The organism is Rhodococcus oryzae (assembly GCF_005049235.1).
Classification (GTDB): Bacteria; Actinomycetota; Actinomycetes; order Mycobacteriales; family Mycobacteriaceae; genus Rhodococcus_G; species Rhodococcus_G oryzae.
The window spans coordinates 261,029-285,974 of sequence record NZ_SUMD01000001.1; the positions used below are offsets into that span (position 1 = coordinate 261,029).

At 69.6% G+C, this 24,946-nt stretch carries 20 protein-coding genes; 8 read left to right on the forward strand and 12 right to left on the reverse strand.

The window, feature by feature from the left end; all coding sequences use genetic code 11:
* Window positions 1-146: 146 nt before the first annotated feature.
* The 4 genes from FCG67_RS01170 to FCG67_RS01185 form a co-directional block, all read right to left on the reverse strand.
* A complete protein-coding gene (locus FCG67_RS01170) occupies window positions 147-1,841 on the reverse strand; it encodes a SulP family inorganic anion transporter (protein ID WP_136906411.1) in 1,695 nt (564 codons plus the stop codon).
* Window positions 1,842-1,994: 153 nt separating this feature from the next.
* Window positions 1,995-2,996 (reverse strand): ketol-acid reductoisomerase, encoded by a 1,002-nt coding sequence (ilvC, locus tag FCG67_RS01175; protein ID WP_179800683.1) that lies wholly within the window; start codon window positions 2,994-2,996, stop codon window positions 1,995-1,997.
* Window positions 2,997-3,060: 64 nt separating this feature from the next.
* On the reverse strand, window positions 3,061-3,564 hold the full coding sequence (gene ilvN / locus FCG67_RS01180; protein WP_027499209.1) for an acetolactate synthase small subunit: 504 nt from the start codon (window positions 3,562-3,564) through the stop codon (window positions 3,061-3,063).
* On the reverse strand, window positions 3,561-5,513 hold the full coding sequence (locus FCG67_RS01185; RefSeq protein WP_136906413.1) for an acetolactate synthase large subunit: 1,953 nt from the start codon (window positions 5,511-5,513) through the stop codon (window positions 3,561-3,563). Before FCG67_RS01185 ends, ilvN begins: the two co-directional genes overlap by 4 nt.
* Window positions 5,514-5,772: 259 nt before the next feature.
* Between FCG67_RS01185 and FCG67_RS25130 the strand changes: the two genes are divergently transcribed.
* On the forward strand, window positions 5,773-6,312 hold the full coding sequence (locus tag FCG67_RS25130) for a PH domain-containing protein (RefSeq protein ID WP_211243082.1): 540 nt from the start codon (window positions 5,773-5,775) through the stop codon (window positions 6,310-6,312).
* A gap of 142 nt (window positions 6,313-6,454) precedes the next feature.
* Window positions 6,455-8,296, forward strand: a complete 1,842-nt coding sequence (ilvD, locus tag FCG67_RS01195; protein ID WP_097213571.1) for a dihydroxy-acid dehydratase — start codon at window positions 6,455-6,457, stop codon at window positions 8,294-8,296.
* A gap of 98 nt (window positions 8,297-8,394) precedes the next feature.
* On the opposite strand, the gene FCG67_RS01200 is transcribed toward ilvD, so the two are convergent.
* Window positions 8,395-9,414 carry a Glu/Leu/Phe/Val dehydrogenase family protein gene (locus FCG67_RS01200; RefSeq protein ID WP_246044715.1) on the reverse strand — a complete coding sequence of 340 codons (1,020 nt, stop codon included), beginning with the start codon at window positions 9,412-9,414 and terminating at the stop codon, window positions 8,395-8,397.
* A gap of 422 nt (window positions 9,415-9,836) precedes the next feature.
* Here FCG67_RS01200 and FCG67_RS01205 point away from each other — a divergent pair, with 422 nt between their 5' ends.
* On the forward strand, window positions 9,837-11,369 hold the full coding sequence (locus FCG67_RS01205) for an amino acid permease (protein WP_136906417.1): 1,533 nt from the start codon (window positions 9,837-9,839) through the stop codon (window positions 11,367-11,369).
* A 28-nt stretch (window positions 11,370-11,397) separates the two neighbouring features.
* Here the strand turns inward: FCG67_RS01205 and FCG67_RS01210 are convergent, their stop codons facing one another.
* Window positions 11,398-12,234: a DoxX family protein gene (locus tag FCG67_RS01210; protein ID WP_246044717.1), complete on the reverse strand. Its 837-nt coding sequence runs from the start codon at window positions 12,232-12,234 to the stop codon at window positions 11,398-11,400.
* Window positions 12,235-12,332: 98 nt separating this feature from the next.
* Between FCG67_RS01210 and FCG67_RS01215 the strand changes: the two genes are divergently transcribed.
* Window positions 12,333-13,472: a PQQ-dependent sugar dehydrogenase gene (locus FCG67_RS01215; protein WP_136906419.1), complete on the forward strand. Its 1,140-nt coding sequence runs from the start codon at window positions 12,333-12,335 to the stop codon at window positions 13,470-13,472.
* Between the two features lie 64 nt (window positions 13,473-13,536).
* Here FCG67_RS01215 and FCG67_RS01220 read toward each other — a convergent pair whose 3' ends face one another.
* The 3 genes from FCG67_RS01220 to FCG67_RS01230 form a co-directional block, all read right to left on the reverse strand.
* On the reverse strand, window positions 13,537-14,748 hold the full coding sequence (locus FCG67_RS01220) for a cation:proton antiporter (protein ID WP_136906421.1): 1,212 nt from the start codon (window positions 14,746-14,748) through the stop codon (window positions 13,537-13,539).
* A 62-nt stretch (window positions 14,749-14,810) separates the two neighbouring features.
* Entirely contained in the window at window positions 14,811-16,331 is a 1,521-nt protein-coding gene (gene gatB, locus FCG67_RS01225; protein ID WP_136906423.1) for an Asp-tRNA(Asn)/Glu-tRNA(Gln) amidotransferase subunit GatB, read from the reverse strand.
* Between the two features lie 10 nt (window positions 16,332-16,341).
* The gene (locus FCG67_RS01230; protein ID WP_136906425.1) at window positions 16,342-16,968 is read right to left on the reverse strand and encodes a TetR/AcrR family transcriptional regulator; all 627 of its coding nucleotides are present in this window, start codon (window positions 16,966-16,968) and stop codon (window positions 16,342-16,344) included.
* A 134-nt stretch (window positions 16,969-17,102) separates the two neighbouring features.
* Between FCG67_RS01230 and FCG67_RS01235 the strand changes: the two genes are divergently transcribed.
* On the forward strand, window positions 17,103-18,725 hold the full coding sequence (locus FCG67_RS01235) for an MFS transporter (protein ID WP_136906427.1): 1,623 nt from the start codon (window positions 17,103-17,105) through the stop codon (window positions 18,723-18,725).
* A 7-nt stretch (window positions 18,726-18,732) separates the two neighbouring features.
* Here the strand turns inward: FCG67_RS01235 and FCG67_RS01240 are convergent, their stop codons facing one another.
* From FCG67_RS01240 to FCG67_RS01250, 3 genes are all read right to left on the reverse strand, one after another.
* Entirely contained in the window at window positions 18,733-19,764 is a 1,032-nt protein-coding gene (locus FCG67_RS01240) for a 6-phosphofructokinase (RefSeq protein ID WP_136906429.1), read from the reverse strand.
* 86 nt (window positions 19,765-19,850) lie between these two features.
* Window positions 19,851-20,513 (reverse strand): response regulator, encoded by a 663-nt coding sequence (locus FCG67_RS01245; protein WP_097213578.1) that lies wholly within the window; start codon window positions 20,511-20,513, stop codon window positions 19,851-19,853.
* Window positions 20,514-20,522: 9 nt separating this feature from the next.
* Window positions 20,523-21,767, reverse strand: coding sequence for a sensor histidine kinase (locus FCG67_RS01250; protein ID WP_425467776.1), 1,245 nt, complete (start codon window positions 21,765-21,767; stop codon window positions 20,523-20,525).
* 166 nt (window positions 21,768-21,933) lie between these two features.
* Between FCG67_RS01250 and FCG67_RS01255 the strand changes: the two genes are divergently transcribed.
* The 3 genes from FCG67_RS01255 (at window position 21,934) to FCG67_RS01265 (ending at window position 24,824) form a co-directional block, all read left to right on the forward strand.
* Window positions 21,934-22,584, forward strand: coding sequence for a hypothetical protein (locus FCG67_RS01255; protein WP_246044718.1), 651 nt, complete (start codon window positions 21,934-21,936; stop codon window positions 22,582-22,584).
* Window positions 22,581-23,993 carry an alpha/beta-hydrolase family protein gene (locus tag FCG67_RS01260; RefSeq protein ID WP_136906433.1) on the forward strand — a complete coding sequence of 471 codons (1,413 nt, stop codon included), beginning with the start codon at window positions 22,581-22,583 and terminating at the stop codon, window positions 23,991-23,993. Before FCG67_RS01255 ends, FCG67_RS01260 begins: the two co-directional genes overlap by 4 nt.
* A 363-nt stretch (window positions 23,994-24,356) precedes the next feature.
* Complete coding sequence (locus FCG67_RS01265; RefSeq protein ID WP_136906435.1) at window positions 24,357-24,824, forward strand: hypothetical protein; 468 nt, start codon at window positions 24,357-24,359, stop codon at window positions 24,822-24,824.
* Window positions 24,825-24,946 lie beyond the last annotated feature (122 nt).

A 24,946-nucleotide genomic window follows, 5' to 3' on the forward strand; every position in this document is an offset into this window, starting at 1 on the left:
GTGTCGGGCGGATCGTCCGCGGCCCGGCGCCGCCTCGGGCGCCCACGTGAGGCCGTGACCGAAGACAGCTTAGTGTGCGGGCCCCCGGGTTTCGGCACCCTGGGTGCGCCGATACCAGATAGTGGACACCTCGTGGGGCGGATCACTCAACCGGAGCGGCCGGCCTCGAACGCCTCCACCGCGGCGTCGAGGGTCGGATAGAACCGATCGTGGCCGAAGCGGTCGCCGACCCCGAACAGGATCAGCCGATCCTTCACCGGTCCCTTCATCTCCGCGAAGACCAGTCGTACCCCGTGGCTGTCCAGATATTGGTCGAGCTCCACCAGCTCGTCCACCGCGGTGGTGTCGAGCCCGGTCAAGGGTTCCGAGGCGATCACCACCCATCGGACCGGATCGGGCGCATCGGTGAAGAGCCCCCGCACGTAGTCGTCGAACAGCGCACCGTTCGCGAAGAAGAGCTGTGCGTCGAACCGCGCGATGACCAGGCCAGGGATCCGGTGGCCCTCGGGGTGCCGGGCGAGGTCGTGGTAGCCGTCGAGGCCGGGCACCACCACCAGTTCCGCACGGTACGGCTGCCACGCGTGCACGACGACCGCCACGAAGGACAGGGCGATCGCCACCACGATGCCCTCCAGCACCCCGACCAGCGCGACGCCGAGGAACGCGGCGATCGCCAGGGACGCCTCCACCTTGCTCATCCGCCACATCGCCACCATGCCGCGGACGTCCACCAGCGAGGTCGCCGCCACGATCACCACCGACGCCAGCACCGCCGACGGCAGGTAGCCGGTGACGCCGGGCGCGACGAGGATGAACAAAACGATGGCCAGCGCTCCGACCACCCCGACGAGCTGGGTCTTGGCGCCGTTCTGTTCCGCGACCGGGGTGCGCGAGGAGCTCGCGGACATCGGGAAACCACCGAGCAGCCCGCTGGCCACGTTGGCGGTGCCGATCGCGCGCATCTCGATGCTGCCGTTGACGCTCTCGCCGCGCCGCGCCGCGAAGGTGCGCGAGAGCACCCCGGTGTCGGCGAACGCGATCAGCGCGATGCCCGCGGCCGGGACGATCAGGTCGGCGACGTCGGACCAGGTCAGCCCGCCGAGAGCGGGCGCGGGTAGGCCTTGCGGCAGCGCGCCGACCATCGGGAGATCGTCCTTCAGGCCCAGGACGTAGGCCAGGACGATCGCGCCCACCACCGCGACCAGCACACCGGGGATGCGGCTGTGCATCAGCTTGAAGGCCAGGATGACCGCGATGCCCCCGATGCCGAACGCGGCGGCGGTCGGGTCGATCTCGCCGTCGGCGATCGCGACAACGGTGTTGCGGGCCTCGTCGATGAGGTTGACCCCGTCGACGGAGAAGCCGAGCAGCTTCGGTATCTGGCTGACGACCACGACCAGGGCGATGCCGTTGAGGTAGCCGAGCCGAATCGGTTTGGACAGCAGGTCCGTGACGAAGCCCAGGTTCAGCAGGCCACCGGCGACCAGGATCAGGCCCATCAGGATGGCGAGCAGTCCGGCGAGGGCGACGGCCCGGTCCGGGTCCCCGGCAGCGAGCGGGAGGACGGCCGCGCCGATGATCGGGGCCAGCGACGAATCGGGTCCGAGCACCAGGATCTTCGAGGGACCGACCAGCGCGTAGACGAGCAGCGGGACGATGGTGGCGTAGAGGCCGGTCTCCGGAGGCAGGCCGGCCGCCTCGGCGTACCCCATGCCCGCGGGGATCAGCAGCGCGGTGAGCGCGACGCCTGCGGTGAGGTCTGGGCGCAACCAGGACCGCTCGTATCGGCGGGCCACCTCCACACCAGGAAGCCATGACCGAAGGGACGATTGTCGTGCCATCCATCACCTACCCCGGACAACGCAAGGGCCCGATGCCCTCCGTGACAGTCTGCACCGTCACGGGGTGACATCGGGCCCCAAAATGCACTTCGCGCCCCGTGAGTCCTTCTGGCCCCCTACGGGACCGAAAGGACTCACGGGCGGCGCAGCCGCCTAAGCGGTTTCGGTGATCGGACGATCGACCCAGCTCATCAGGTCGCGCAGCTTCTTGCCGGTGACCTCGATCGGGTGCTCGGCGTTGGCCTTGCGCAGGCCCTCGAGCTCGGTGTTGCCGTTCTCGACGTTGGCGACCAGGCGACGGGTGAACTCGCCCGACTGGATGTCGGCCAGGATCGCCTTCATGCGGTCCTTGGTGCCGGCGTCGATGACGCGCGGGCCGGAGAGGTAGCCACCGAACTCGGCGGTGTCGGACACCGAGTAGTTCATGCGTGCGATGCCACCCTCGTACATGAGGTCGACGATCAGCTTGAGCTCGTGCAGGACCTCGAAGTACGCCATCTCGGGCGCGTAGCCGGCCTCGACCATGACCTCGAAGCCCGTCTTGACGAGCTCCTCGGTGCCGCCGCAGAGCACGGCCTGCTCGCCGAAGAGGTCCGTCTCGGTCTCTTCCTTGAAGGTGGTCTTGATGACGCCCGCGCGGGTGCCACCGATCGCCTTGGCGTAGGACAGTGCCAGGGCCTGGCCCTCGCCCTTCGGGTCCTGGTCGACGGCGATGAGGGCGGGGACGCCCTTGCCGTCGACGAACTGACGACGCACCAGGTGGCCGGGGCCCTTCGGGGCGACCATGCCGACGGTGACGAACTCCGGGGCCTTGATCAGGTCGAAGTGGATGTTCAGGCCGTGCCCGAAGAACAGCGCGTCGCCGTCCTTGAGGTTCGGCTCGATGTCGTTGGTGAAGATCGACGCCTGCGCGGTGTCGGGTGCCAGCACCATGATCACGTCTGCCCACTCGGCGACCTCGGCAGGCGTGCCGACGGTCAGGCCCTGCTCCTCGGCCTTGGCCCGAGACTTCGAGCCCTCCTTGAGGCCGATGCGCACATCGACGCCCGAATCACGCAGGCTGAGCGAATGCGCGTGTCCCTGGCTGCCGTAGCCGATCACAGCGACCTTGCGGCCCTGGATGATCGACAGGTCGGCGTCATCGTCGTAGAACATCTCGACTGCCACTGGTATTACCTCTCCTCGGTTATCTGAAGACTTGATTCGTGAATAGAAAGTACTAGCGGGCCGCGGTGATGGACTTCGGCCCACGGCCGACAGCCACGACACCGGACTGCACGATCTCCCGGATCCCGTAGGGATCGAGCATCCGCAGCAACGCATCGAGCTTCGACCGGGTGCCGGTCGCCTCGATGGTCACCGACTCAGGCGAGACGTCGATCACCTTGGCGCGGAACAGGTTCACCGTCTCGAGGACCTGGGTCCGAACGCTGGCGTCGGCCCGCACCTTGATCAGCACGAGCTCACGGGCCACCGAGGCCTCGGTGTCCTGCTCGACGATCTTGAGCACGTTGATCAGCTTGTTGAGCTGCTTGGTCACCTGCTCGAGCGGGAACTCGTCGACGGTCACGACGATGGTCATGCGGGAAACGTCGGGGAGTTCGGTCCCCCCGACCGCGAGGGACTCGATGTTGAAGCCCCGGCGCGAGAACAGCGCGGCCACCCTGGCCAACACTCCCGGCTTGTCCTCGACGAGAACGCTGAGGGTGTGGCTGGTGCTCACTGGTTGTCCTCCCTTGCGGCGGCAGCGGCCTGGCCGGACTGCTGCTCGCGCTCCATGGCCTCGTGGATGACGGCGGGCTCGTTGACGGCCTCGTCGTCGTCGAACAGCGGCCGGATGCCCCGCGCCGCCTGGATCTCGTCGTTGCTGGTGCCCGCGGCCACCATCGGCCACACCTGGGCGTCGGCGCCGACGATGAAGTCGATCACCACCGGCTTGTCGTTGATGGACTGCGCCTCGCGGATCGCCGCCTCGACGTCCTCCTCGCGCTCGACGCGGATGCCGTGGCAGCCCAGCGCCTCGGCTAGCTTGACGAAGTCCGGGATCCGGATCGCGCCGTGGGTGCCGAGGTTGGTGTTGGAGTACCGCTGGTCGTAGAACAGCGTCTGCCACTGCCGGACCATGCCGAGGTTGCCGTTGTTGACCAGCGCGACCTTGATCGGCACGCCCTCGAGCGCGCAGGTCGCGAGCTCCTGGTTGGTCATCTGGAAGCAGCCGTCACCGTCGATGGCCCAGACTTCCTTGTCCGGCATGCCCATCTTGGCGCCCATCGCGGCGGGCACCGCGTAACCCATGGTGCCGAGGCCGCCGGAGTTGAGCCAGGTGCGCGGCTTCTCGTACTTGACGAACTGCGCCGCCCACATCTGGTGCTGGCCGACGCCCGCGCAGTAGATCGCGTCCGGGCCCGCGAGCCTGCCGACCGCCTCGATCACGTACTCCGGGGACAGCGCGCCGTCCGACGGCTTGCCGTAAGCCAGCGGGTAGGTGTCGCGCAGACCGTCCAGGTACGACCACCACTCGGCGTAGTCGAGCGTGGTCCCGGTGGCCTGATCCGCCTTGATCGCCTCGATCAGCTCGGTGATCACCTCGCCGCAGTCACCGACGATCGGGACGTCCGCGTACCGGTTCTTGCCGATCTCGGCCGGGTCGATGTCGGCGTGGATGACCTTGGCGTCGGGTGCGAACGAGTCGAGCTGACCGGTCACCCGGTCGTCGAAACGCGCGCCGAGGGTGATCAGCAGGTCACTCTTCTGCAGCGCGCCGACAGCCGCGACGGTGCCGTGCATGCCCGGCATGCCGCAGTGCAGCTGGTGGCTGTCGGGGAACGCGCCGCGGGCCATCAGCGTCGTCACGACGGGGATGCCGGTCAGTTCCGCGAGCTCGAGCAGCTCGGCGGACGCGTCGGCCTTGATGACGCCGCCACCGACGTAGAGCACCGGCGACTTCGACTCCGCGATCAGCCGGGCCGCCTCGCGGACCTGCTTGCCGTGCGGCTTGCTCACCGGGCGGTAGCCGGGCAGGTGCATCTCCGGCGGCCACGAGAACGTGGTCTGCGCCTGCAGCACGTCCTTCGGGATGTCGACGAGGACGGCGCCGGGCCGACCGGAGGCCGCCAGGTAGAAGGCCTCCGCCATGATCCGCGGGATGTCGGCGCCGTCGGTGATCAGGAAGTTGTGCTTGGTCACCGGCATGGTGATGCCGGAGATGTCGGCCTCCTGGAACGCGTCGGTCCCGATCAGGCCGCGGCCGACCTGGCCGGTGATCGCGACGATCGGGACGGAGTCCATCTGCGCGTCGGCGATCGGGGTCACCAGGTTGGTGGCGCCTGGGCCGGAGGTGGCCATGCAGACACCGACCTTGCCGGTGGCCTGGGCGTATCCGGTCGCGGCGTGTCCGGCGCCCTGCTCGTGCCGGACCAGGACGTGCCGAACCTTCTTCGAGTCGAAGAGCGGGTCGTAGACGGGCAGAACGGCGCCGCCGGGAATGCCGAATACAGTGTCGACCTCGAGCTCCTCGAGGGCCCGAACCACGGACTGGGCGCCGGTCACTCGCTCGGGGGCGATCTGACGGCGGGTACCGGGCTGGGCGGCCGGCGCTGACGCGGGGCTGGGCTGACCCGTTCCCCCCGACTTGCGCGGCGTGGGCTGCGGCCGTGCGGTTGGTGCGCTCACTGCATAATCCTCTGGTCTTGACGGTTCAAGCTGGCTCCGGGCAAGAAAAAACCCCCGTCAGCAATCTTGCTGTACGAGGGTGGCGCGTCGTGCTTGTGAGTTGACGAAATCGACTCAGGCGGCGACGCGCCGGCCGATTACGAGCAACTCATTCTGCTTCACGCGCTCGAAGGTAGGCGCGTCAAGGGTGAACAGTCAACTTGGTGAGTCGGCTGTCCCAGAATGTGAGAAGCGCTGACCGCAATGCAAGGATGGTGCGGTGTCATCCTCATCGCAGCCCGTGCCACCGAACTCATCCTCGCACACCGCCGAACCGATCGAGCAGTCCATACACATCTCGAAGCTCGGACTCCTCGCGGTTGGCCTGCTGGCGATCTGCCTGAGCCCGGTCGTGCTCACCAAGCCGGTCCCCCTTTTGATCCTGCTGCTGATCCCCGTCGCGGTCGCCTGGTGGATGCTGCGGGTACGGACCACGGTCACCGCCGAGGGACTGCGCCTGCGCCGGATGTTCTCCACCGAGACCATCGAGTGGAGCCAGATCAAGGGCTTCCGCTTCCCCAAGCGGGGATGGGCGCGCGCCGACCTGACCGACGGCCGCGAGGTGAGCCTGCCCGTGGTCACCTTCGGTCGGCTCCCCCAGATCGCGGCGGCCAGCGGCGGCCGGGTCACCGACCCCTACGCGGCCGCGGATCGTGCGGCCCGCGAGAAGGCCGCGGCCGAGAGGGCCGCGGCCGAGAGGGCCGCGGCCGAGAAAGACGAGACCGAGTCCGGCACGGAGTCGGATCCGGGAACGAAATAGCCCGCGAGTAGCGTTGCTACGGACACTCGACGCCCGGGCGCCGACGGCACCAACCCATGCCGAAGACCCGCCCACCGGCCCAGCCCGCCGGAGCCGCTCGAGTCACGGCAACGTTCGCAGTTCGACGATTAAGGACAGTCCTATGCCCCCGTTGAGGTCACGCACCACCACCGTCGGACGCAATGCCGCCGGAGCCCGCGCCCTGTGGCGCGCCACCGGAATGACAGACTCCGATTTCGGCAAGCCGATCGTCGCGATCGCGAACTCGTACACCCAGTTCGTCCCCGGGCACGTGCACCTCAAGGACGTCGGCGAGATCGTGGCCGAGGCCGTGCGCGCCGCGGGCGGCGTTCCCCGCGAATTCCACACCATCGCGGTCGACGACGGAATCGCGATGGGCCACGGCGGCATGCTCTACTCGCTGCCCAGCCGCGAGATCATCGCCGACTCGGTCGAGTACATGGCGAACGCGCACACCGCCGACGCCCTCGTCTGCATCTCCAACTGCGACAAGATCACCCCCGGCATGCTCAACGCCGCGATGCGCCTGAACATCCCGACCGTCTTCGTCTCGGGCGGTCCGATGGAGGCAGGCAAGGCCGTCGTCGTCGGCGGCGTCGCACAGGCCCCCACCGACCTGATCACGGCCATCTCGGCATCCGCGAACGACGCGGTGTCCGAGGAAGGCCTCGACGAGGTCGAGCGCAGCGCCTGCCCGACCTGCGGTTCATGCTCCGGCATGTTCACGGCGAACTCGATGAACTGCCTCACCGAGGCACTCGGCCTTGCGCTGCCCGGCAACGGCTCCACCCTGGCCACCCACGAGGCCCGCCGCGCGCTGTTCTCCCGCGCGGGCACCACGGTCGTCGAGGCCGCGCTCAAGTACTACCGCGACGAGGACGAGTCGGTGCTCCCCCGGAACATCGCCACCCCCAAGGCGTTCCGCAACGCGATGGCCCTCGACGTCGCGATGGGCGGCTCGACCAACACGGTCCTGCACACCCTCGCCGCCGCCCAGGAGGGTGAGGTCGACTTCGACCTCGACACCATCGACGAGATCAGCCGCCTGGTGCCGTGCCTGTCGAAGGTCTCGCCCAACTCCGACTACCACATGGAGGACGTGCACCGGGCGGGCGGAATCCCCGCGCTGCTCGGCGAGCTGCGTCGCGCGAACCTGCTCGAGACCGATGTCTCCACGGTCCACACCAAGAGCTTCGACCAGTGGCTCGACGACTGGGACATCCGCTCCGGCAAGGCAACCGACGAGGCGATCGAGCTCTTCCACGCCGCACCCGGCGGGGTCCGCACCACCGAGCCGTTCTCCACCTCCAACCGCTGGAGCGCGCTCGACACCGACGCCGCCGGCGGGTGCATCCGGGACAAGGAGCACGCGTACACCGTCGAGGGCGGACTCGTCGTGCTGCGCGGCAACATCGCGCTGGACGGCGCCATCCTCAAGACCGCGGGCATCGACGAGGAGCTGTTCTCCTTCCAGGGTCCCGCGCTCGTCGTCGAATCGCAGGAAGAGGCCGTCTCGGTGATCCTGCAGAAGAAGATCAAGTCCGGCGACGTCCTCGTGGTCCGCTACGAGGGCCCCAAGGGCGGACCGGGCATGCAGGAAATGCTGCACCCCACCGCATTCCTCAAGGGTGCGGGCCTAGGCAAGGAGTGCGCGCTCATCACCGACGGCCGCTTCTCCGGCGGCACCTCCGGCCTGTCCATCGGTCACATCTCCCCGGAGGCCGCGGCGGGCGGCGTGATCGGCCTGGTGGAGAACGGCGACCAGGTCCGCATCGACGTCGCGACCCGGACCCTCGAGATCCTCGTCGACGACGCCGTGCTCGCCGAGCGCCGCGCCAAGATGGAGGCGTCCGAGCGTCCGTGGCAGCCGGTCGACCGCCAGCGCACCGTCACCACCGCGCTGCGCGCCTACGCGGCGCTGGCGACCTCCGCGGACAAGGGTGCCGTTCGCTACGTCCCGTAGTCCCCACCGTTCACAGACAGCGCCCCTGCGGTGCCGGGAATTCCCGGAACCGCAGGGGCGCTGTCGTATCGGCGGGATGCTCCCGCTCAAGCTCGGGCTCAGGCCGCGCGAACCTCCGCGATCCGTCGCTCTGCCAGCTCGATCGCGGCGGTCGAGGTGTCCACCCCGGTTACCCGGGCCCGGTCGAGGATCTCCATCACCACATCCGCGATGCGGTCCACCTTGCCGACGAAGTCCGTCAGCCCGTTCACCTCGGCGTCGCAGGAGATCAGGCCGCCCGCGTTCGACACGAAATCCGGGACGTGCACGATGCCGCGGGCCGTGAGCGCGTCGCCTGCTGCCGGAGAGGCGAGCATGTTGTTCGCCGCACCGACCAGCGCCACCGCCTTGAGCCGGTCGACCGCACGCTCGTCGATCACCAGACCCGGGCCCGCGGGGCACACCACATCGACGTCGGTCTGCAGGATCTCGTCCAGCGAAATCGCCTGCGCACCAAAACCTTCCACCGCGAGTCGCACCCGCTCCGGATCGGGGTCGGCCACCAGCACCGTGGCCCCGGCAGCGGAGAGGAGCTCGACGATCCCGAGGCCGACATTGCCGGCACCCTGCACGGCAACCCGCAACCCCTCGACGCCGTCACGCCCCAGATGGTCGGCGACCGCCGAGATCGAGGCGACCACTCCCCTGGCCGTGTACGGCGAGGGATCGCGTCCGTCGCTCGAGACCCGGGGGGCGTGCTCGGCGATCACCTTCAGGTCCGCGGGTCCGGTGCCCATGTCGGCGCCGGGGATGTAGCGGCCACCGAGCAGCCCGATGTGCCTGCCGTGCGCCTCCAGGAGCGCGCGCGTCTTCTGACTGCGGGGATCGGCGTTGATCACGCTCTTTCCGCCGCCGAGTGCCAGGCCGGCGAGCGCCGCCTTGTAGGTCATCGCGCGCGCGAGGCGCATCGCGTCCGCCGCGGCCGCATCGTCGGATTCGTACTGGCGGATCCGGACTCCCCCGAGCGCGGGCCCGAGGGTGGTGTCGTGGACGGCGATGATGCTGGCGAGACCGTTCTCCACGCGCTGGATCGACAGCTGCTCGAAGTCCTGCTCGGCCAGGGAATTGATGGCGCTCACTACTGCTCCTGAGGTCAGCCCACGACAGATGACACCCTTGTGGGGCTGATCCATTGCGGGACAGAGAGTTACGGCACTTGTGGCCGCGACGGGCGGAGTACCTGCCCGGCATGAACTGTAAGGCGCGTCACACGGATGTCAAGCCGTTGCGCGTCCCGCGCACGGCGACGCCGGGGTCGCGATCACGAGCCAAGACAGCAGAATCGGCGAAACGGCCCAACCCAGGTGTGCACATCGCGCAATTCACCCGAACGATTCGGCGCGCAACTGAGCACGATGCACCATCGAGCGACCGGGTGTTGCGCATCGAGTTCACAGGTGGTTCTCTCTTCACGCCGATGAGACACAGATCACATCCGGTCAAGCACAGCCCCCACCCGGCGACCCACAAGGTCATCGGGAGTCAACCAAGGAGCCCATCCATGCCCGGAGTCGGTATTTGGCGCACCAAGTCCGTCGAACAGTCGATATCAGATACCGATGAACCCGGTACCCGCCTACGCAAAGAGCTGACCGCCTGGGACCTGACCGTCTTCGGCGTCGCCGTGGTCATCGGGGCGGGCATCTTCACCCTCACCGCGAGGACGGCCGGAAACGTAGCCGGGCCGTCCATCTCACTCGCCTTCGTCCTCGCCGCCATCGCGTGCGGGCTCGCAGCCCTCTGTTATGCCGAGTTCGCCTCCACCGTCCCGGTCGCAGGCAGCGCGTACACCTTCTCCTATGCGACGTTCGGCGAGTTCGTCGCCTGGATCATCGGATGGGACCTCATCCTCGAGTTCGCGCTCTCGTCGGCGGTGGTCGCCAAGGGCTGGTCGCTGTATCTGGGGAACGTGCTCGGAGCCAGCGGTTCGACCACCGCGCATCTCGGCCCGATCGACTTCGACTGGGGTGCCCTGCTGATCATCGGCGCGATCACCACCGTGCTCGCAATCGGAACCAAGGTGTCCTCGCGGGTGTCGGCCATCATCACCGCCATCAAGATCGCAGTGGTCCTGCTCGTCATCGTGGTCGGCGCGTTCTACATCAACAAGGACAACTACTCGCCGTACATCCCGCCCGCCGAGGGCGCGGCCAGCACGGCCAGCGGCGTCCACCAGACCCTGTTCTCGTTCCTCACCGGCGCCGACGGCAGCAGCTACGGCTGGTACGGCCTGCTCGCCGCGGCCAGCCTCGTGTTCTTCGCGTTCATCGGGTTCGACGTCGTGGCCACTACCGCCGAGGAAACCAAGAACCCGCAGAAGGCGCTCCCCCGCGGCATTCTCGGTTCGCTCGCCATCGTCACCGTCCTGTACGTCGCGGTGACTCTGGTTCTGACCGGCATGGTCAAGTACACCGACCTGAAGACAGGCAGCCCGCTCGTCGGCGACAGCAGCGCCACCCTCGCAACCGCATTCGAGGCGCACGGGATCACCTGGGCCCAGTGGGTGATCAACTTCGGCGGTCTCGCCGGACTGACGACCGTCGTCATGGTCATGATGCTCGGCCAGACCCGGGTGCTGTTCGCGATGTCGCGGGACGGGCTGATGCCGCGCGGACTCGCGAAGACCGGAACCAAGGGCACCCCGGTGCGGATCACCGTCGTCGTCGGCGTGATCGTCGCGCTGCTCGCGGCCTTCTTCCCGATGGGGACCCTCGAGGAGATGGTCAACATCGGCACCCTGTTCGCCTTCGTCCTGGTCTGCATCGGCGTCATCGTGCTGCGCAAGACGCGACCCGACCTGCCGCGCGGATTCAGGGTCCCGCTGGTTCCCTTCGTGCCGATCCTCGCGGTACTGGCCTGCGGGTGGCTGATGCTGAACCTGTCCGTGGAGACCTGGATCCGGTTCCTGGTCTGGATGGCGATCGGTGTGGTGATCTACTTCGCCTACGGCAAGCGCAAGTCGGTGCTCGGCCAGCGGCTCGCCGCCCAGGCAACGCAGCCCCCGGAGGAGCAGCTGGAGACGGTCACCGCCTGACCGACCCGATCGCGAACCCCCTGATCACTCAGATCAGGGGGTTCGCCCCGTTGAAGAAGATCCATAGGCAGACGCCTGCCGCGACGCCGACGATGAGTGCGACGAAGGAACCGATGTGCGGCCTGGTGGCCCACTTCCGGCCTCCGTCCACCGAGAACCGGCCGGGGCCGGTCAACACCACCGCGACGGCCGCGGCGACCAGCATCGTCTCGTGCTCGACGCCTGACGGCGCGAAGAACTGCAGTCCCGGCTCCGCGACCTGGCGAACGCACCACGCGTTGATCAGCACCGCGAGCACCGCGGCGCCGGCCAGCGGCGTCACCAGACCGATGATCAGGAGGGCGCCTGCCGCGACCTCACCGACCGCGGTGAGGATCGAGAGCAGTCGAGCCTGCTCGAAGCCGGCGTCGAACAGTGTCGTCTCGAAGCCGTCGAGTCCGGGGCCGTTCCACCAGCCGAACAGTTTCTGCAGCCCGTGGAACAGCGCGACCGTCCCGAGCCCGACACGAAGGACGAGCAGGCCGAGGTCGAGCGTGCCCCGCCCGGACGGCGTCTCCGGCACGATCGTCTCCGGCATCGCCTGCTGGACGGGCGAGGTGAAGGCAGACACGACGGCGGGCTCGGACGGATCGGCGAACCGCAGTTCCTCGGTGGGATACACCTCGTCGGTGGGGTACACCTCGTCGACCGAACTGCCGCGGTAGGTCGGGATCTGCTCGGTGGGCATCAGCCCGAGGTCGTCGTCCGATACGGGCAGCGCACCGCCGGAGGAGGTGGGAAGTTGCTCCGTCGGCAGGTCGAACGGACTGGAGGCGGTGCGCTCGGTGCCGTCACGGTCCGGGTCCCCTTGCTGCTTCGCTGTCACGATGGACAGCGTAAAGGCGAGCGGCGGATACGCGGTCCGGCGCGCCGCACCGGGCCGCCGTGGCGCCGCCCGCACCGGATTCCGTACCGTTTGCAGTCATGGGAGCAAGTCGGGTCAGGGTGTTGGCGGCCGTGTCCATCGTCGTCGCGGTGGCGGGCTGTGCCCGGTTCGACGACTCGGCGACGAGCCCGTTCACCCCCGCGCCGACGTTCGACGCAGGCGGAGAGGTCCGGCCCCGACCGCCCGGCACGCCCCCGACCAGCCCCCGCGAGCCCCTCCCGACCGTCGAACCGGCGCCCTGCATCGACCCGGACCCCGCCGTCGTGGTGACCTGCCTCGACACCACCGGCGGCATGGCGATGCTGCCCGGCGGTGATTCGGCACTGGTGACCGAGCGCCGCACCGGCCGTATCCTCCGCGTCACCCCGGGCAAGCCCACCGAGGAGTTCGCCCGACTCGACGTGGACGGCTCCTCCGACGGCGGACTGCTCGATGTCGCGCTGTCGCCGACCTTCGTCGAGGACAACCTGGTGTACGCCTATGTCTCCACGCCAGGGGACAACCGGGTGGTGCGGGTCGCTCCGGGCGATGTGCCCAAGGACGTCCTGACCGGCATCCCGCGCGGATCCGTCGGCAATACCGGAGCCCTGACCTTCGCGGGTCCCAACGAACTACTGGTGCTCACCGGTGACGCCGGGAACGCCTCCGCCGCAACCGATCCCGGATCGCTGGCAGGAAAGCTGCTCCGGGTGACCGCGCTGACCCCCGGACCTCCCGGGTCACAGCCGTTCCCCCAGGTCGCGCTGTCGGGCATCGGCGGCGCGGGCGATGTCTGCGTGGACCCGACCGACCAGAACATCTGGGTGACCGACCGAACCCCGCTCGAGGACCGACTGCAGAAGGTCGCGCCGAACGGCGCCGCAGGCGTCCCGGTGTGGACCTGGCCGGACAAGCCCGGTGTCGCGGGCTGCACGGCGGGCGGCGGTTCGGTCGCCATCGCGCTGACCGCGGGCCGGGCACTCGCGCTGCTCGACACCGATCCGCAGACCGGAGCCGTGACCGCGGCGCCGTCACTGATCGCCCAGGACCGGTACGGCCGACTCGGTGCGGCCGCGCTCGGCGCCGAGAACACGATCTGGGTATCGACCGTCAACAAGGCCGACGGCCAACCCGGCGGCCCGACCGACGACCGGGTGGTCAAGATCCCCGCACCGCAGGGCGGCGGCGGCTTCGACTGACCGTCGAGTGTGCACCTCCCGGGGCATCGGCCGAGAACACCCGACGGCTAGTGCACACTCGGCGCTAGCGGGCGGTGGGGGCCGGAACCTTCTTCGGCGCCTTCGGCGCGAGCAGCGAGGCGGACAGCGGCAACACCAGCACGGTGATCGCGCCCGCGGCGACCAGGATCGAGGCGTTCGACTCGGTCATCTGCCCGGCGTTCACCGCGACCTCCGTCACCGCGACGATCAGCGGTAGACCGGTGGCGGCGTAGAGCGCCACCTGCCCCCGCTCGCGCACGGTCGGCTGCGGATCCTTGAGTTCCGGACCCCGGTCGAAGCGTTCGGCGAAGAACACCGGCAGCCCGCGCACCAGCAGGATCAGCACCAGGAACGCGAGCAGTACGCCCGGCGCGGCGGCCACGGCCTTGACGTCGATCGCCATGCCCGAGGTGACGAAGAAGATCGGGATGAGCAGACCGAAGGCCAGCCCGTCCAGCTTCGCCTCCAGCTTCTCGTCGCCCGACGGCATCGCGCGGCGCAGGATGAAGCCCGCGGCGAAGGCGCCAAGGATGATGTCGAGATCGAAGATCGTCGCGACCGCGATCAGCGTGACCAGCAGCAGGATCGTCAGCCGCACGGTGGTCTGCGCGGTGGTCTCGGAGCCGAGCCGGATGATCGAGGCCAGCTTCGAGCCCTCGCGGCGCAGGCCCGCCGGGATGAACGCGACCCCGACCGCCGCCGCCGCGAACGCCGCCAGCACGACAAGCGACGCCCCCGCACTACGCGAGCTCAGCAGGATCGCCATCGCGATCACCGGTCCGAGCTCACCGAAGGCGCCATGATTGAGAACCGTTCGGCCCAAGCGGGTTCCGAGCATGCCGCTGTCCTTGAGGATCGGCAGCAGTGTGCCGAGCGCCGTGGAGGTCAGGGCGATGGCCACCGCGATCTCCGCGTTGATCGCGCCGGTGAGGCCGAGCAACCCGACCACCACGAAGGCCAGCACCAGGCAGGACAGCCAGGTGATCAGCGCCCGACGCCCGCCGCGACCGGTCAGCTCACTGGTGTTGATCTCGTAGCCCGCGAGCAGGAACAGCATGCCGAGGCCGAGCTCGCGGAGCAGGTCGATCTCGCTGCCCATGACGGCGAGGTCGAGAACGTGCGGCCCGACGATGACGCCCGCGATCAGCAGCAGCACGACCTCCGGCACCAGCTTGCGGGGCACCAGCCCAGCGACCAGCGGAGCGATGACGGCGCAGAGCGCTATCCAGAAGAACGAAGCGGAGACTGAGGGCACCCGCCTGATTCTGCTAGACGAGCACCACCATCGACGACAGGACCCTCACGCCGTGTGTCGGCTCAGGAGCAGGCCGCGATGACCATGTCCTTGACCTGTGCGGGGTCGGCCTGGCCCCGGGTTGCCTTCATGACGTCGCCGACGATCTTGCCCGCCGCCGCGACCTTGCCCGCGCGGATCTTCTCGGCGATGTCCGGGTTCGCGGCGAGCGCGGCGTCGACCGCGGCCTGCAGCGCCGAGTCGTCGCGCATCACGGCGAGCTCCCGCTTGGCCACGACCTCGTCCGGCTCGCCCTCGCCTGCGAGCACACCGTCGACGGCCTGCCGCGCCTGCTTGTTCGCCAGCGTGCCGTCGGCGACGAGCGCGATGACCCGCGCCAGCTGCGCCGGGGTGATCGGCAGCTCGGCGAGCGTCACGCCGCGGGTGTTGGCCTGCTGCGAGAGGTACGCCACCCACCAGGACCGCGCCGCATCGGCGGGCGCGCCCGCCTCGGTGGTGGCGATGACCAGTTCCAGCGCACCGGAGTTCACCAGGTCGCGCATCTCCTCGTCGGAGACGCCCCAGTCCGCCTGGATGCGGGCGCGGCGGATCCACGGCAGCTCGGGCAGCGTGCCGCGCAGCTCCTCGACCCACTCGGCGCTCGGGGCGACGGGCTCGAGGTCCGGCTCCGGGAAGTACCGGTAGTCCTCCGCGGTCTCCTTGCGGCGCCCGGCGGAGGTGGTGCCGTCGGCCTCCTGGAAGTGGCGGGTCTCCTGGATGACCTCACCGCCCGAGCTGAGCACGGCGGCCTGGCGGCGCATCTCGTAGCGGACGGCCACCTCGACGCTCTTGAGGGAGTTGACGTTCTTGGTCTCGGTGCGGGTGCCGAACTCCTTGGCGCCGATCGGCATCAGCGAGATGTTGGCGTCGCACCGCATCGATCCCTGATCCATCCGGACGTCGGACACGTCGAGCGACTTGAGCAGATCACGCAGCGCGGTGACGTACGCGCGGGCGACCTCGGGGGCGCGCTCGCCCGCACCGGAGATGGTCTTGGTGACGATCTCCACCAGCGGGACGCCTGCGCGGTTGTAGTCGAGCAGCGAGTGGCTGGCGCCGTGGATCCGGCCGGTGGCGCCGCCGACGTGCAGCGACTTACCGGTGTCCTCCTCCATGTGCGCGCGCTCGATCTCGACCCGCCAGGTGGTGCCGTCGTCGAGCACCACGTCGAGGTAGCCCTCGGTGGCGATCGGCTCGTCGTACTGCGAGATCTGGTAGTTCTTCGGCTGATCCGGGTAGAAGTAGTTCTTCCTGGCGAAGCGGCCCCACGGGGTGATCGAGCAGTTCAGTGCAAGACCGATGCGGATGGCGGACTCGACCGCCGACTGGTTGACCACCGGCAGCGAGCCCGGCAGGCCCAGGCAGACCGGGCACACCTGGGTGTTGGGCTCGGCGCCGAAGGCCGTGGGGCACGGGCAGAACATCTTCGTCGCGGTGTGCAGCTCGACGTGTACCTCCATGCCCATGACGGGCTCGAAGCGGGCGAGCACCTCGTCGTAATCGAGAAGGTCAGTACTTGTCGCCACCCGGCCGGCTGCAGTCATGGTCACGAGTTTATGCGCCCCGCTTCGGCAGCAGCAGGTCGGCCAGGTTGTCGATCTGCTCGTGCACATCCGGCCAGGGTTCGCGGGCCTTGTTGAGTCGCAGCGCCACCATGCCGTGCGTCGCGCTCCACACGTGCATCCCGAGCATCACCGTCTCCTTCGCGTCCGCAGGAAGGTCCAGGTATCGCCCGACCTCCTCGGTGAGGAGCAGGATCGCGCGGTGCGCGTGTGAGTCGGCCAGCCGCTCGCCGGCCTGATGGCGCAGGTTGGAGACGAACAGCACCCGATAGTGACCGGGATTGGCAAGCCCGTAGCCGACGTAGGCGTGCCCCATCGCCCGCAGCCGGGCGCCCGGGTCCTCCCCCGCCTCCTCGGCGGCCGCCTGCAGCACGGCGGCGAACTCCTCGAACCGGAGCTGCTTCACCGCGAGGTGGAGCTCCTCGCGATCGGCGAAATGCAGATAGATGGAGGTCGGTGTGACGCCGACGCGCCTGGCGACGCCGCGCAGCGACACCGCGTCGACATCGCCGGTCTCGCCGAGCATCTCCGCGGCGGCCGCGAGGATGTCCGTTCGCAGCGACTCGCCCGCGCCCCGCCTGGACGGCGTGCGCTGGGCCTTCTTCCTCGTCGAGATCACGCGAGCCACCTTAGTCGCGGGCGCTCGGCCGTCCGGGGCCGGGCGCACCGCATTGACACCCGTAGGGCTACGCCTGTTAATTTACACCCGTAGCGCTACCCGATCCGGCACGGCGCGTCCGCACAGGAGGACCGATGGCCGGTACCGGCTCGCTCACCGACATTTCCGACCGGCTGCCTCGAGCGACCTGCAAGCAGTCGCGAGCGGAGGCCACCGCCGCGTCGACCGCCGCCCACCCGACCGCCACGCTGATCACGGTCTGCATCGGGATGTTCATGCTGATGCTGGACATGACGATCGTCGCGGCCGCGCTGGCCAACATCCAGTCCGCGCTCGACGCCTCCCTCAGCGGACTGCAGTGGGTGGTCGACGCGTATACGCTGCCGGTCGCGGCGCTCCTGCTGACCGCGGCGACCCTCGGTGACCGGCTCGGCCGACGCCGCCTCTACATCGCGGGCATGGCGATCTTCACCCTCACCTCGCTCGGCTGCGCGCTCGCGGGCGACATCGTCACGCTGAACATCGTGCGCGCGGTCCAGGGCGTCGGCGCGGCGCTGCTGTTCGGCGTCTCCCTGCCCCTCGTCGCCGCGGCCTTCCCCGATCCGATGAAGCGGGCCAGGGCGATCGGCATCTACGGCGCCGTGATGGCATCGGCGACCGCCGCCGGTCCCCTGGTCGGCGGTGCCCTCGTCACGGCGATCGGCTGGGAGTGGATCTTCCTGATCAACGTCCCCATCGGCATCGTCGCGGTGGCGTTGGCGTACCGGTACGTCACCGAATCCCGTGCGGACAGTGCGGCGCCTGCGGACTGGGCGGGCACCGGGCTGCTCACCCTCGCGCTCCTCCCCGGGGTGCTGGCGCTCATCGAGGGCAACGAGTGGGGCTGGTCGTCCGCGCGGGTGATCGCCCTCGCCGCCACCTCGATCGCCGGACTGCTCGCCTTCATCGCCTGGGAGCTACGTGCCGCTCACCCGCTGCTGGACCTGCGTCTGGTCGTCCGGCCCGCCTTCGCGGCGAACGCGCTCGCGGCATTCGCCGGCGCCGGAACCCTCGTCGCCGCAACGAATTTCCTGGCGCTGTACTTCATCAACACGCTCGGCCACGACCCGTTCCAGGCGGGCCTGCGGGCCCTGCCGCTCACCCTGTCCGCGCTCGTCGTCGCCCCGCCGATCGCCGTGCTGCACGACCGCCTGCCCGCGAGGTGGTCGCTGCCGGTCTCGATGGGGGTGGTCGCGGCCGGCCTGTTGCTGTGCACCGGCGCGGATGCGTCCACCACGTGGACGCACTACATCGCCGGGTCGATCCTCGGCGGCGCGGGACTCGGCGCGGTCACCGTGATCGCCTCGCAGTCCGCGCTGACCTTCGTCGAGGTGGACCGGGCCGGCATGGCCACGGGCGCGGTCAACACCGCCCGCCAGGTCGGCATCGTGGTCGGGGTGGCAGGCCTCGGCGCGGTCTTCTCGCACGCGGTCGCCGCCGAGGCGGGCGCCGGGCTCGCCGCGCTGACCGTCGGGACGATGACCGTCTCCGTCCCGGACGAGCAGGCCGGCATGATCACCGAGGCGCTCAGTTCCGGTGCCGGACAACGGGTCATCGAGTTCGTCCCCGATCAGTTCGCCGCTGCGGTGCCCGCGCTGTCCGAACTGGCACGCGGGGCGACCGCGCAGGGACTGGACGCCGTGATGGCGACGAGTTCGGCGATCGCGGCCGTGGCCACCCTCACGGTTTTCGTGCTGCTGCGGATCGGGCGGCGCTGATCCGGGTTCACCCGAAGATGACCCGCATCTCCTGATACCGGTGCGCGGGTACGGACTTGTGGTCGACGAGCGCCTCGTCGAAACCCACCCGCACGATCTCGGTTCCGTGCAGCGCCACCATGTGGCCCCACTCCTCATCCGCCACCAGATCGGTCACCGCCATACCGAGCCTGGTCGCGAGGACACGGTCGAACGCGGTCGGGACGCCGCCCCGCTGGATGTAACCCAACACCGTAGCCCTGGTCTCGATTCCGGTGCGCTCCTGGATGATCGGTGCCAGCAGTTCGGCGATCCCACCGAGCCGCGGGCGGTCGAAGCCGTCCATGCCCTTGGTCGAATGGGCCGCCGTCATGTCCGGCAGGGTGAAGCCCTCCGCGACGACCACCATCGGCGACCGGCCGCGTTCGCGGACGCTGTTCACCCACGAGCAGATCTGCTCGATGCTCTCGGGCTGTTCGGGAATCAGGATCGCGTGCGCGCCGCCGGCCGTCCCCGAGTGCAGGGCGATCCATCCGGCGTTGCGCCCCATCACCTCGAGCACCATGCACCGCTTGTGCGAGTTGCCCGTCGTCCGGAGCCGGTCGATCGCCTCGGTCGCGATCTCCACCGCGGTGTCGAATCCGAAGGTGTAGTCGGTCTGGTCGAGGTCGTTGTCGATGGTCTTCGGGACCCCGACGATCCGGATGCCCTCGTCGAACAGGCGTTGCGACGCGGCGGCGGTGCCCTCGCCACCGATGGCCACCACGGCATCGACCCCGAGCCGCTCCATGGTGCGGGCGATGTTCTCCGCCCCACCGTTCGGTCCCTGATACGGACCGATGCGGCTGGTCCCGAGAATGGTCCCGCCCTCGTGCGAGAGTCCGCGGACGCGGCTGCGGTCCAGGGGCATCGCGTCACCCTCGACCAGGCCGCGCCACCCGTCGAGGAATCCGACGAACTCCTGACCGTGCACCTCGGAGCCCTTGAGCACCGCGCCCCGGATCACCGCGTTGAGGCCGGGGCAGTCGCCGCCGCTGGTGAGAATGCCGATCGTCGTCATCGTCAATCGCCCGTTCTGCGTGCAGGTGGATGCTCAGTGTCCCACTGCATACTGCCCCCGCCCGGCGGTTCGGGCACGCCGACGGGTCAGCCGGGGGTGACCAGGCCCGTCTCGTAGGCCAGCACCACGGCCTGCGCCCGGTCCCGCAGGTGCAGCTTGCCGAGCACCTTGCCGACGTGCGTCTTGACGGTCTGCTCGGCCACGAACAGCGACTCCGCGATCTCCACGTTCGACAGCCCGCGGGCGATCAGTTCCAACACTTCCCGTTCACGGGGAGTCAGCGCCGCGAGCTGCGCCGGCTCGCGCCGTGCGGGCGCGCGCCTGCTGGTGACGTCGGCGATAAGCCTGCGGGTCACGGTCGGCGCGAGGAGGGCCTGCCCGTCGGCCACCACCCGGACCGCCCGGATGAGCTCCTCGGCGGGGGCGTCCTTGAGCATGAAGCCGCTGGCGCCGACGCGCAGCGCCTCGTAGACGTAGTCGTCGATGTCGAATGTGGTCAGCATCAGCACCCGCACCGGCTTGTCGAACGAGACCGACAGGATCTGCTGTGCCGCCTCCAGCCCGTTGAGGTTCGGCATCCGCACGTCCATCAGGACGACGTCCGGGCGAAGGCGCATCACCTCGTCGACCGCGATCTTCCCGTCCGGGGCGTCGCCGACCACGCTGATGTCGGGCTGCGCGCCGAGCAATGCGCCAAAACCCTGGCGCACCATCGCCTGATCGTCCGCAATGAATACCGTGATCGCCACCCGATCACCCTATGCCGGGGCGACGTGGCCGCTCGACACCGCCGCCCCCGGCACCGCGGGCACCCGCGCCAGCACCTCGAATCCGCCGTCGGGGCGCGGTTGCGCGATCAGGCTTCCACCCACCGACGAGGCCCGATCGCGCATGCCGGTGATGCCGTGCCCCCCGGCATGATCGGCCACGGTCGACACAGCGGTTCCGACGGGCGGGTCGTTGACCACCGCCATGGTGGCGAGGCCCCCGTCGCCGCTGAGGATGACGCGAACCGGCGCCCCCGGTGCGTGCCGGGCCGCGTTGGACAACGACTCCTGCAGGATCCGGTACATCGTGAGCCCCGCCGAATCGGACAACCGCTCGGGCACCCCGAACCGCTCCACTCGCACCTGCATGCCCGCCCGCCTGCTGCCCTCGACCAGCTCGTCGATCCGGTCGAGGCCCGGCATCGGGGCGTCCTCGGCGAGCTGTCCGTCGCTGCGGAGGACACCGAGCATGCCCCTGATCTCGTTGAGGGCGTCGCGGGCGGTGGCGCCGATGGATTCGAACTCCGCCCGCGCCGCGGGCGAGACGTCATCGATCCGGTACGGCGCGCTCTGCGCCTGCACCACGACCAGCGACATGTGGTGCGCGACGACGTCGTGCAGGTCGCGTGCGATGCGCGCCTTCTCCTCGAGGATCGCCCGGCGCGCCCGCTCGACCTCGGTGACCTCCTCCTGGCGGGCGAGCTGCCGGCGGGAGAGCACCAGCCAGCGGATCAGCAGCCCGAACAGCACCAACGCGGTCAGCCCGACCGCCCAGCCCCTCCCGTCCTGGCCTGGGGCGTTCGCGAGGAACAGCAGCGCGGTCGCCATCCACGAGACGCCGACGACGGCGAGCGGCGAACGCATGCTGACGGCGAGGAGCAGCGCCATGATCACCATGACGTGCACGACCTGCCACGGAAAGTCGTAGTCATCGGTGCGATCGAACACCAGCGGGATCACCAGCGCACCCGCCGCCGAGATCGCCCAGCCGAGAGCGGGATTCGACCGGATCAGCAACAGCGGCAACGCGGCGAGACCGGCGATGACCGGCTGCACCCCGGCCGGCACATGGTGGGTCACCTGCAGCGTCGGCCAGGCGATGGCGAAGAGCACGCCCGTGACGAACACGATGAAGATGTCCACCCACAGACTCGAGCTCACCCGCTTGAGGCGCGGCGCGGCCGCCACCGCGGCCTCGTTCGCGACCTTCTTGAGCGCACGATTTGTCTTACTCACATCCAGAACACTAGGAACCGGGGCCCGAAAAGTCCTCATACTGCGGGGTGAGACCGGCGCGGCACCAGGGTATGAGGGCGCCGCATCGACGCCACCTACGCGGGAACCCGGGAACCACGCTGCGGGGTGATGTGCCCTGGTCCTGCGGATTCCTAGCGTTTTCTCCATGCGGAAGACGACCTGGACAGCGCTGACGGTGGCCGCGGCGGCCGCCCTGACGACCACCCTGATGGCCGACCCGGCTGGAGCAGAACAGCCGCGCGAGAGCACCCCGACCGCGGCGGCGATCGCCTCGCTCACCACCGCCGACCACGAGGCACCCGCCTCGTCGATACCGGCGGACTTCGTCGCCACGATGGGCTACCGCCCGGCCGTCGAATCGGGGATGCTCGTGAACCCGGGTGGCGACTGTTCCTCTCCGGTCACGCTGCCCGCGGAGTTCGAGACCGCCTGCAAGGCCCACGATCTCGGCTACGACCTGCTGCGCTATGCGGACCGCCGCGGCGCCGCCCTCGGACCGTGGGCGCGGAAAAGCCTTGACGCGCAGCTGGACCGGCGGATGCACGGCGCCTGCGACGCGCGCACCGTCGATGCGGCGCGGACCTCCTGCTACGTGATGGCCAACATCGCGAGCGCCGCGGTGACCTCGAACTCCTGGCGGCAGGGATATGTCGCACCTCGACCCGAGTCGATGACCGGCTACGCCCTCGCGGGTGGGGTGGGAGCGGTGCTGATCGTCGGCGCGGTCACCGCGACCGGTCGGCGCGGGCGCATCACCACCGCCGCCGTAGCGCCGACCGGATCGGCGCTCGCATGACCGCCGTGATCGATCGGCCCACCGCGACCGTCGACGTTGCCGCCGTCGCGCTGCCCCGGGTGCTCACCAGCGTCGCCGTCACCTCGACGGTCGCGGTCTCGCTCGCGCCCTCCCTGCTCCCCCGCAGCGCCGTGGTCCAGGCGATCCTCACCGGACTGCTCGCGGCGCTCGGCTGGGGTCTCGCGAACGCGTGGCATCACCGGCCCCGACGGCGCAGGACAGGTGATCCCGCGCCGTCGCGGGACTCCGCACGGCTGCTGGTGCTGCTGGCGGGCGCGGTGACCGCTGCCGCGGCGATGCTGCTCGCCGATCACTGGCAGGACTCGCTGCGCGTCGCGATGGGCGTGCCGACGGTCGGCGGCGGACATTGGGCGCAGGTGGTCGTGGGCGGAGCCGCGATCGCGCTGATCCTGGCGGCCGGGACGAGGGCGGTGGCGGCCGGGGTTCGTCGACTCGGCGCGGCGCGGTCGGCCGCGGTCGTCGCCGCGCTCGCGATCGCGACACAGTTCTGGGCCGGGCCCGCGCTCTGGCAAGCGCGCGCCCAGTCGTATCACGCGGCGAACACGACCGTCGACACCTCACTGCGGCAACCGGTTTCGTCGTCGATCTCCGGAAGCCCCGACTCGTTGACGTCCTGGGCCTCGCTCGGCGCCCAGGGGCGCAAGTTCGTCGCCGCAGGGGCGGCCTCCGGTGCCGTGCGCACCTACGCGGGCATCGACAGCGCCCCCGATCAGGACGGCCGGGTGCGCCTGGCCGTCCGCGAGCTGGAACGCGCAGGCGGCCTGGCCAAGTCCACCATCGTGGTGGCCGTGCCCACCGGATCCGGCTGGATCGACGGCAACGCCGCGCAGGGTCTCGAGCAGCGCTTCGGCCACGACGTCGCCCTCGTGGGCGTGCAGTACTCCAGCGCCCCGAGCTGGGTGACCTTCCTGTTCGATCGCGATGCGGCCGAGCAGTCAGCGCGGGCGCTGTTCACCGCGGTCTCCGACCGGATCTCGCTGCTGCCCGCGGCGGAACGCCCCCTGCTGTACGTCTATGGGCAGAGCCTCGGCGCGGTGGGCGCGAGCTCGATCTTCCTGGACGAGGGACTGGGCGAGCGGGCCTGCGGCGCCCTCTACGCGGGCCCACCCGCGGGCTCCGCTCGCACCGCGGGGGCGGTGGTGCTGGCCAACTCGTCCGATCCGGTGGTGCGATGGTCGCCTCGGCTGTTGCTGCACCCGCCTGCGCTGGACCGGACCCGGACCGACGCACCGCGCCCGGCCTGGCTGCCGATCGTCAGTTTCGTGCAGACCAGCGTGGACCTGCTCTCGGCCCTGGACGCCCCTGCGGGGCACGGCCACCGGTACGGCACCGACCAGGGCACCGCCCTGCCCGACGGCGGCTGCGCCACCGGTGCGGCCCATGCGTGACGTCGACCGCCTGCATCGCGATCTTCTTACCGATGAAGGCGGCAACCGCTGGGCATCCGCAGCCGCCGGGGCGGATGCTCGGCAGTTCCAGGGCGCCGGCAACAATGCGCCCACTCGCAGCCCGCACCGGCGGTCACTCACAACCACGACGCCTACGGGGTCTGATCAGCTGCCGCTCTTTTCACCCTCAGCAGTTCACCGGCCTGTTGGACACGGAGCACGAACGCAATGAGGTCCGAACCACCAACCGGGTCGGACTCCTCCGTCATGACGAAGCTAAACCCGCCGCCAGTCCTCGCTTTACCCGTCTTACCTACCGATATAGGCTTCCCTATGAAGTAAGGGGGAGAAAGCGACTTCATCATGGATATGGACCGCGATCAGCAGCAGCTCTACCGCGAGCTCGCGCGCGACAAGGCCCGCGAGAAGGTGGCGCGGATCAACTACCTGCGGCACCTGCGCCAGCTCTACGAGTCGGGGCTGACCCAGGTTGCTCTGGCTGAGGTCGAGAACGTGAGCCAGCCAACGATCAGCGACCTCCTCAAGCGTGCGCGCTTTGAGGCCCCGGACGTGCGGCCTGGCACGCACGGTGGGACCGCGTACGAGATCGCCGCGCGGTATGCCGCGGGGGAGATCGACAGCGCCACCGTCCGTCGCGAGCTGATCGAGTGGGCATACGAGAAGCCGGGCGCTCCCAACCCCTTCCCCTACGCCAATGACGTCCCACCGATCAAGGAGGGCGGGTTCAACAACCAGGTTGGCCGCGCCCTCGACGAGGGTCTCCTCGCGGATGAGGACTACGACGCCGTGCTCGACGCCCTGGCCGACTGACCCGTGGCGACTCCAGAGCAGATCGAGGCCCGCCGCGCCTGGCTCGCCTCGCTTTCAGAAGAAGACGGCCCCCTGACCCCGGACGCACCGCACGCGACGATCAACGATCGCCGGTACTTCCA

Excerpts from the sequence above, each read along its gene's own strand:
- FCG67_RS01170 (WP_136906411.1), bottom strand. The coding sequence starts at position 1,841 with ATGGCACGACAATCGTCCCTTCGGTCATGGCTTCCTGGTGTGGAGGTG.
- ilvC (WP_179800683.1), bottom strand. The coding sequence starts at position 2,996 with ATGTTCTACGACGATGACGCCGACCTGTCGATCATCCAGGGCCGCAAG.
- ilvD (WP_097213571.1), top strand. The coding sequence starts at position 6,455 with ATGCCCCCGTTGAGGTCACGCACCACCACCGTCGGACGCAATGCCGCC.
- FCG67_RS01205 (WP_136906417.1), top strand. The coding sequence starts at position 9,837 with ATGCCCGGAGTCGGTATTTGGCGCACCAAGTCCGTCGAACAGTCGATA.
- FCG67_RS01215 (WP_136906419.1), top strand. The coding sequence starts at position 12,333 with ATGGGAGCAAGTCGGGTCAGGGTGTTGGCGGCCGTGTCCATCGTCGTC.
- gatB (WP_136906423.1), bottom strand. The coding sequence starts at position 16,331 with ATGACTGCAGCCGGCCGGGTGGCGACAAGTACTGACCTTCTCGATTAC.
- FCG67_RS01235 (WP_136906427.1), top strand. The coding sequence starts at position 17,103 with ATGGCCGGTACCGGCTCGCTCACCGACATTTCCGACCGGCTGCCTCGA.
- FCG67_RS01240 (WP_136906429.1), bottom strand. The coding sequence starts at position 19,764 with ATGACGACGATCGGCATTCTCACCAGCGGCGGCGACTGCCCCGGCCTC.
- FCG67_RS01255 (WP_246044718.1), top strand. The coding sequence starts at position 21,934 with ATGCGGAAGACGACCTGGACAGCGCTGACGGTGGCCGCGGCGGCCGCC.
- FCG67_RS01260 (WP_136906433.1), top strand. The coding sequence starts at position 22,581 with ATGACCGCCGTGATCGATCGGCCCACCGCGACCGTCGACGTTGCCGCC.
- FCG67_RS01265 (WP_136906435.1), top strand. The coding sequence starts at position 24,357 with ATGGATATGGACCGCGATCAGCAGCAGCTCTACCGCGAGCTCGCGCGC.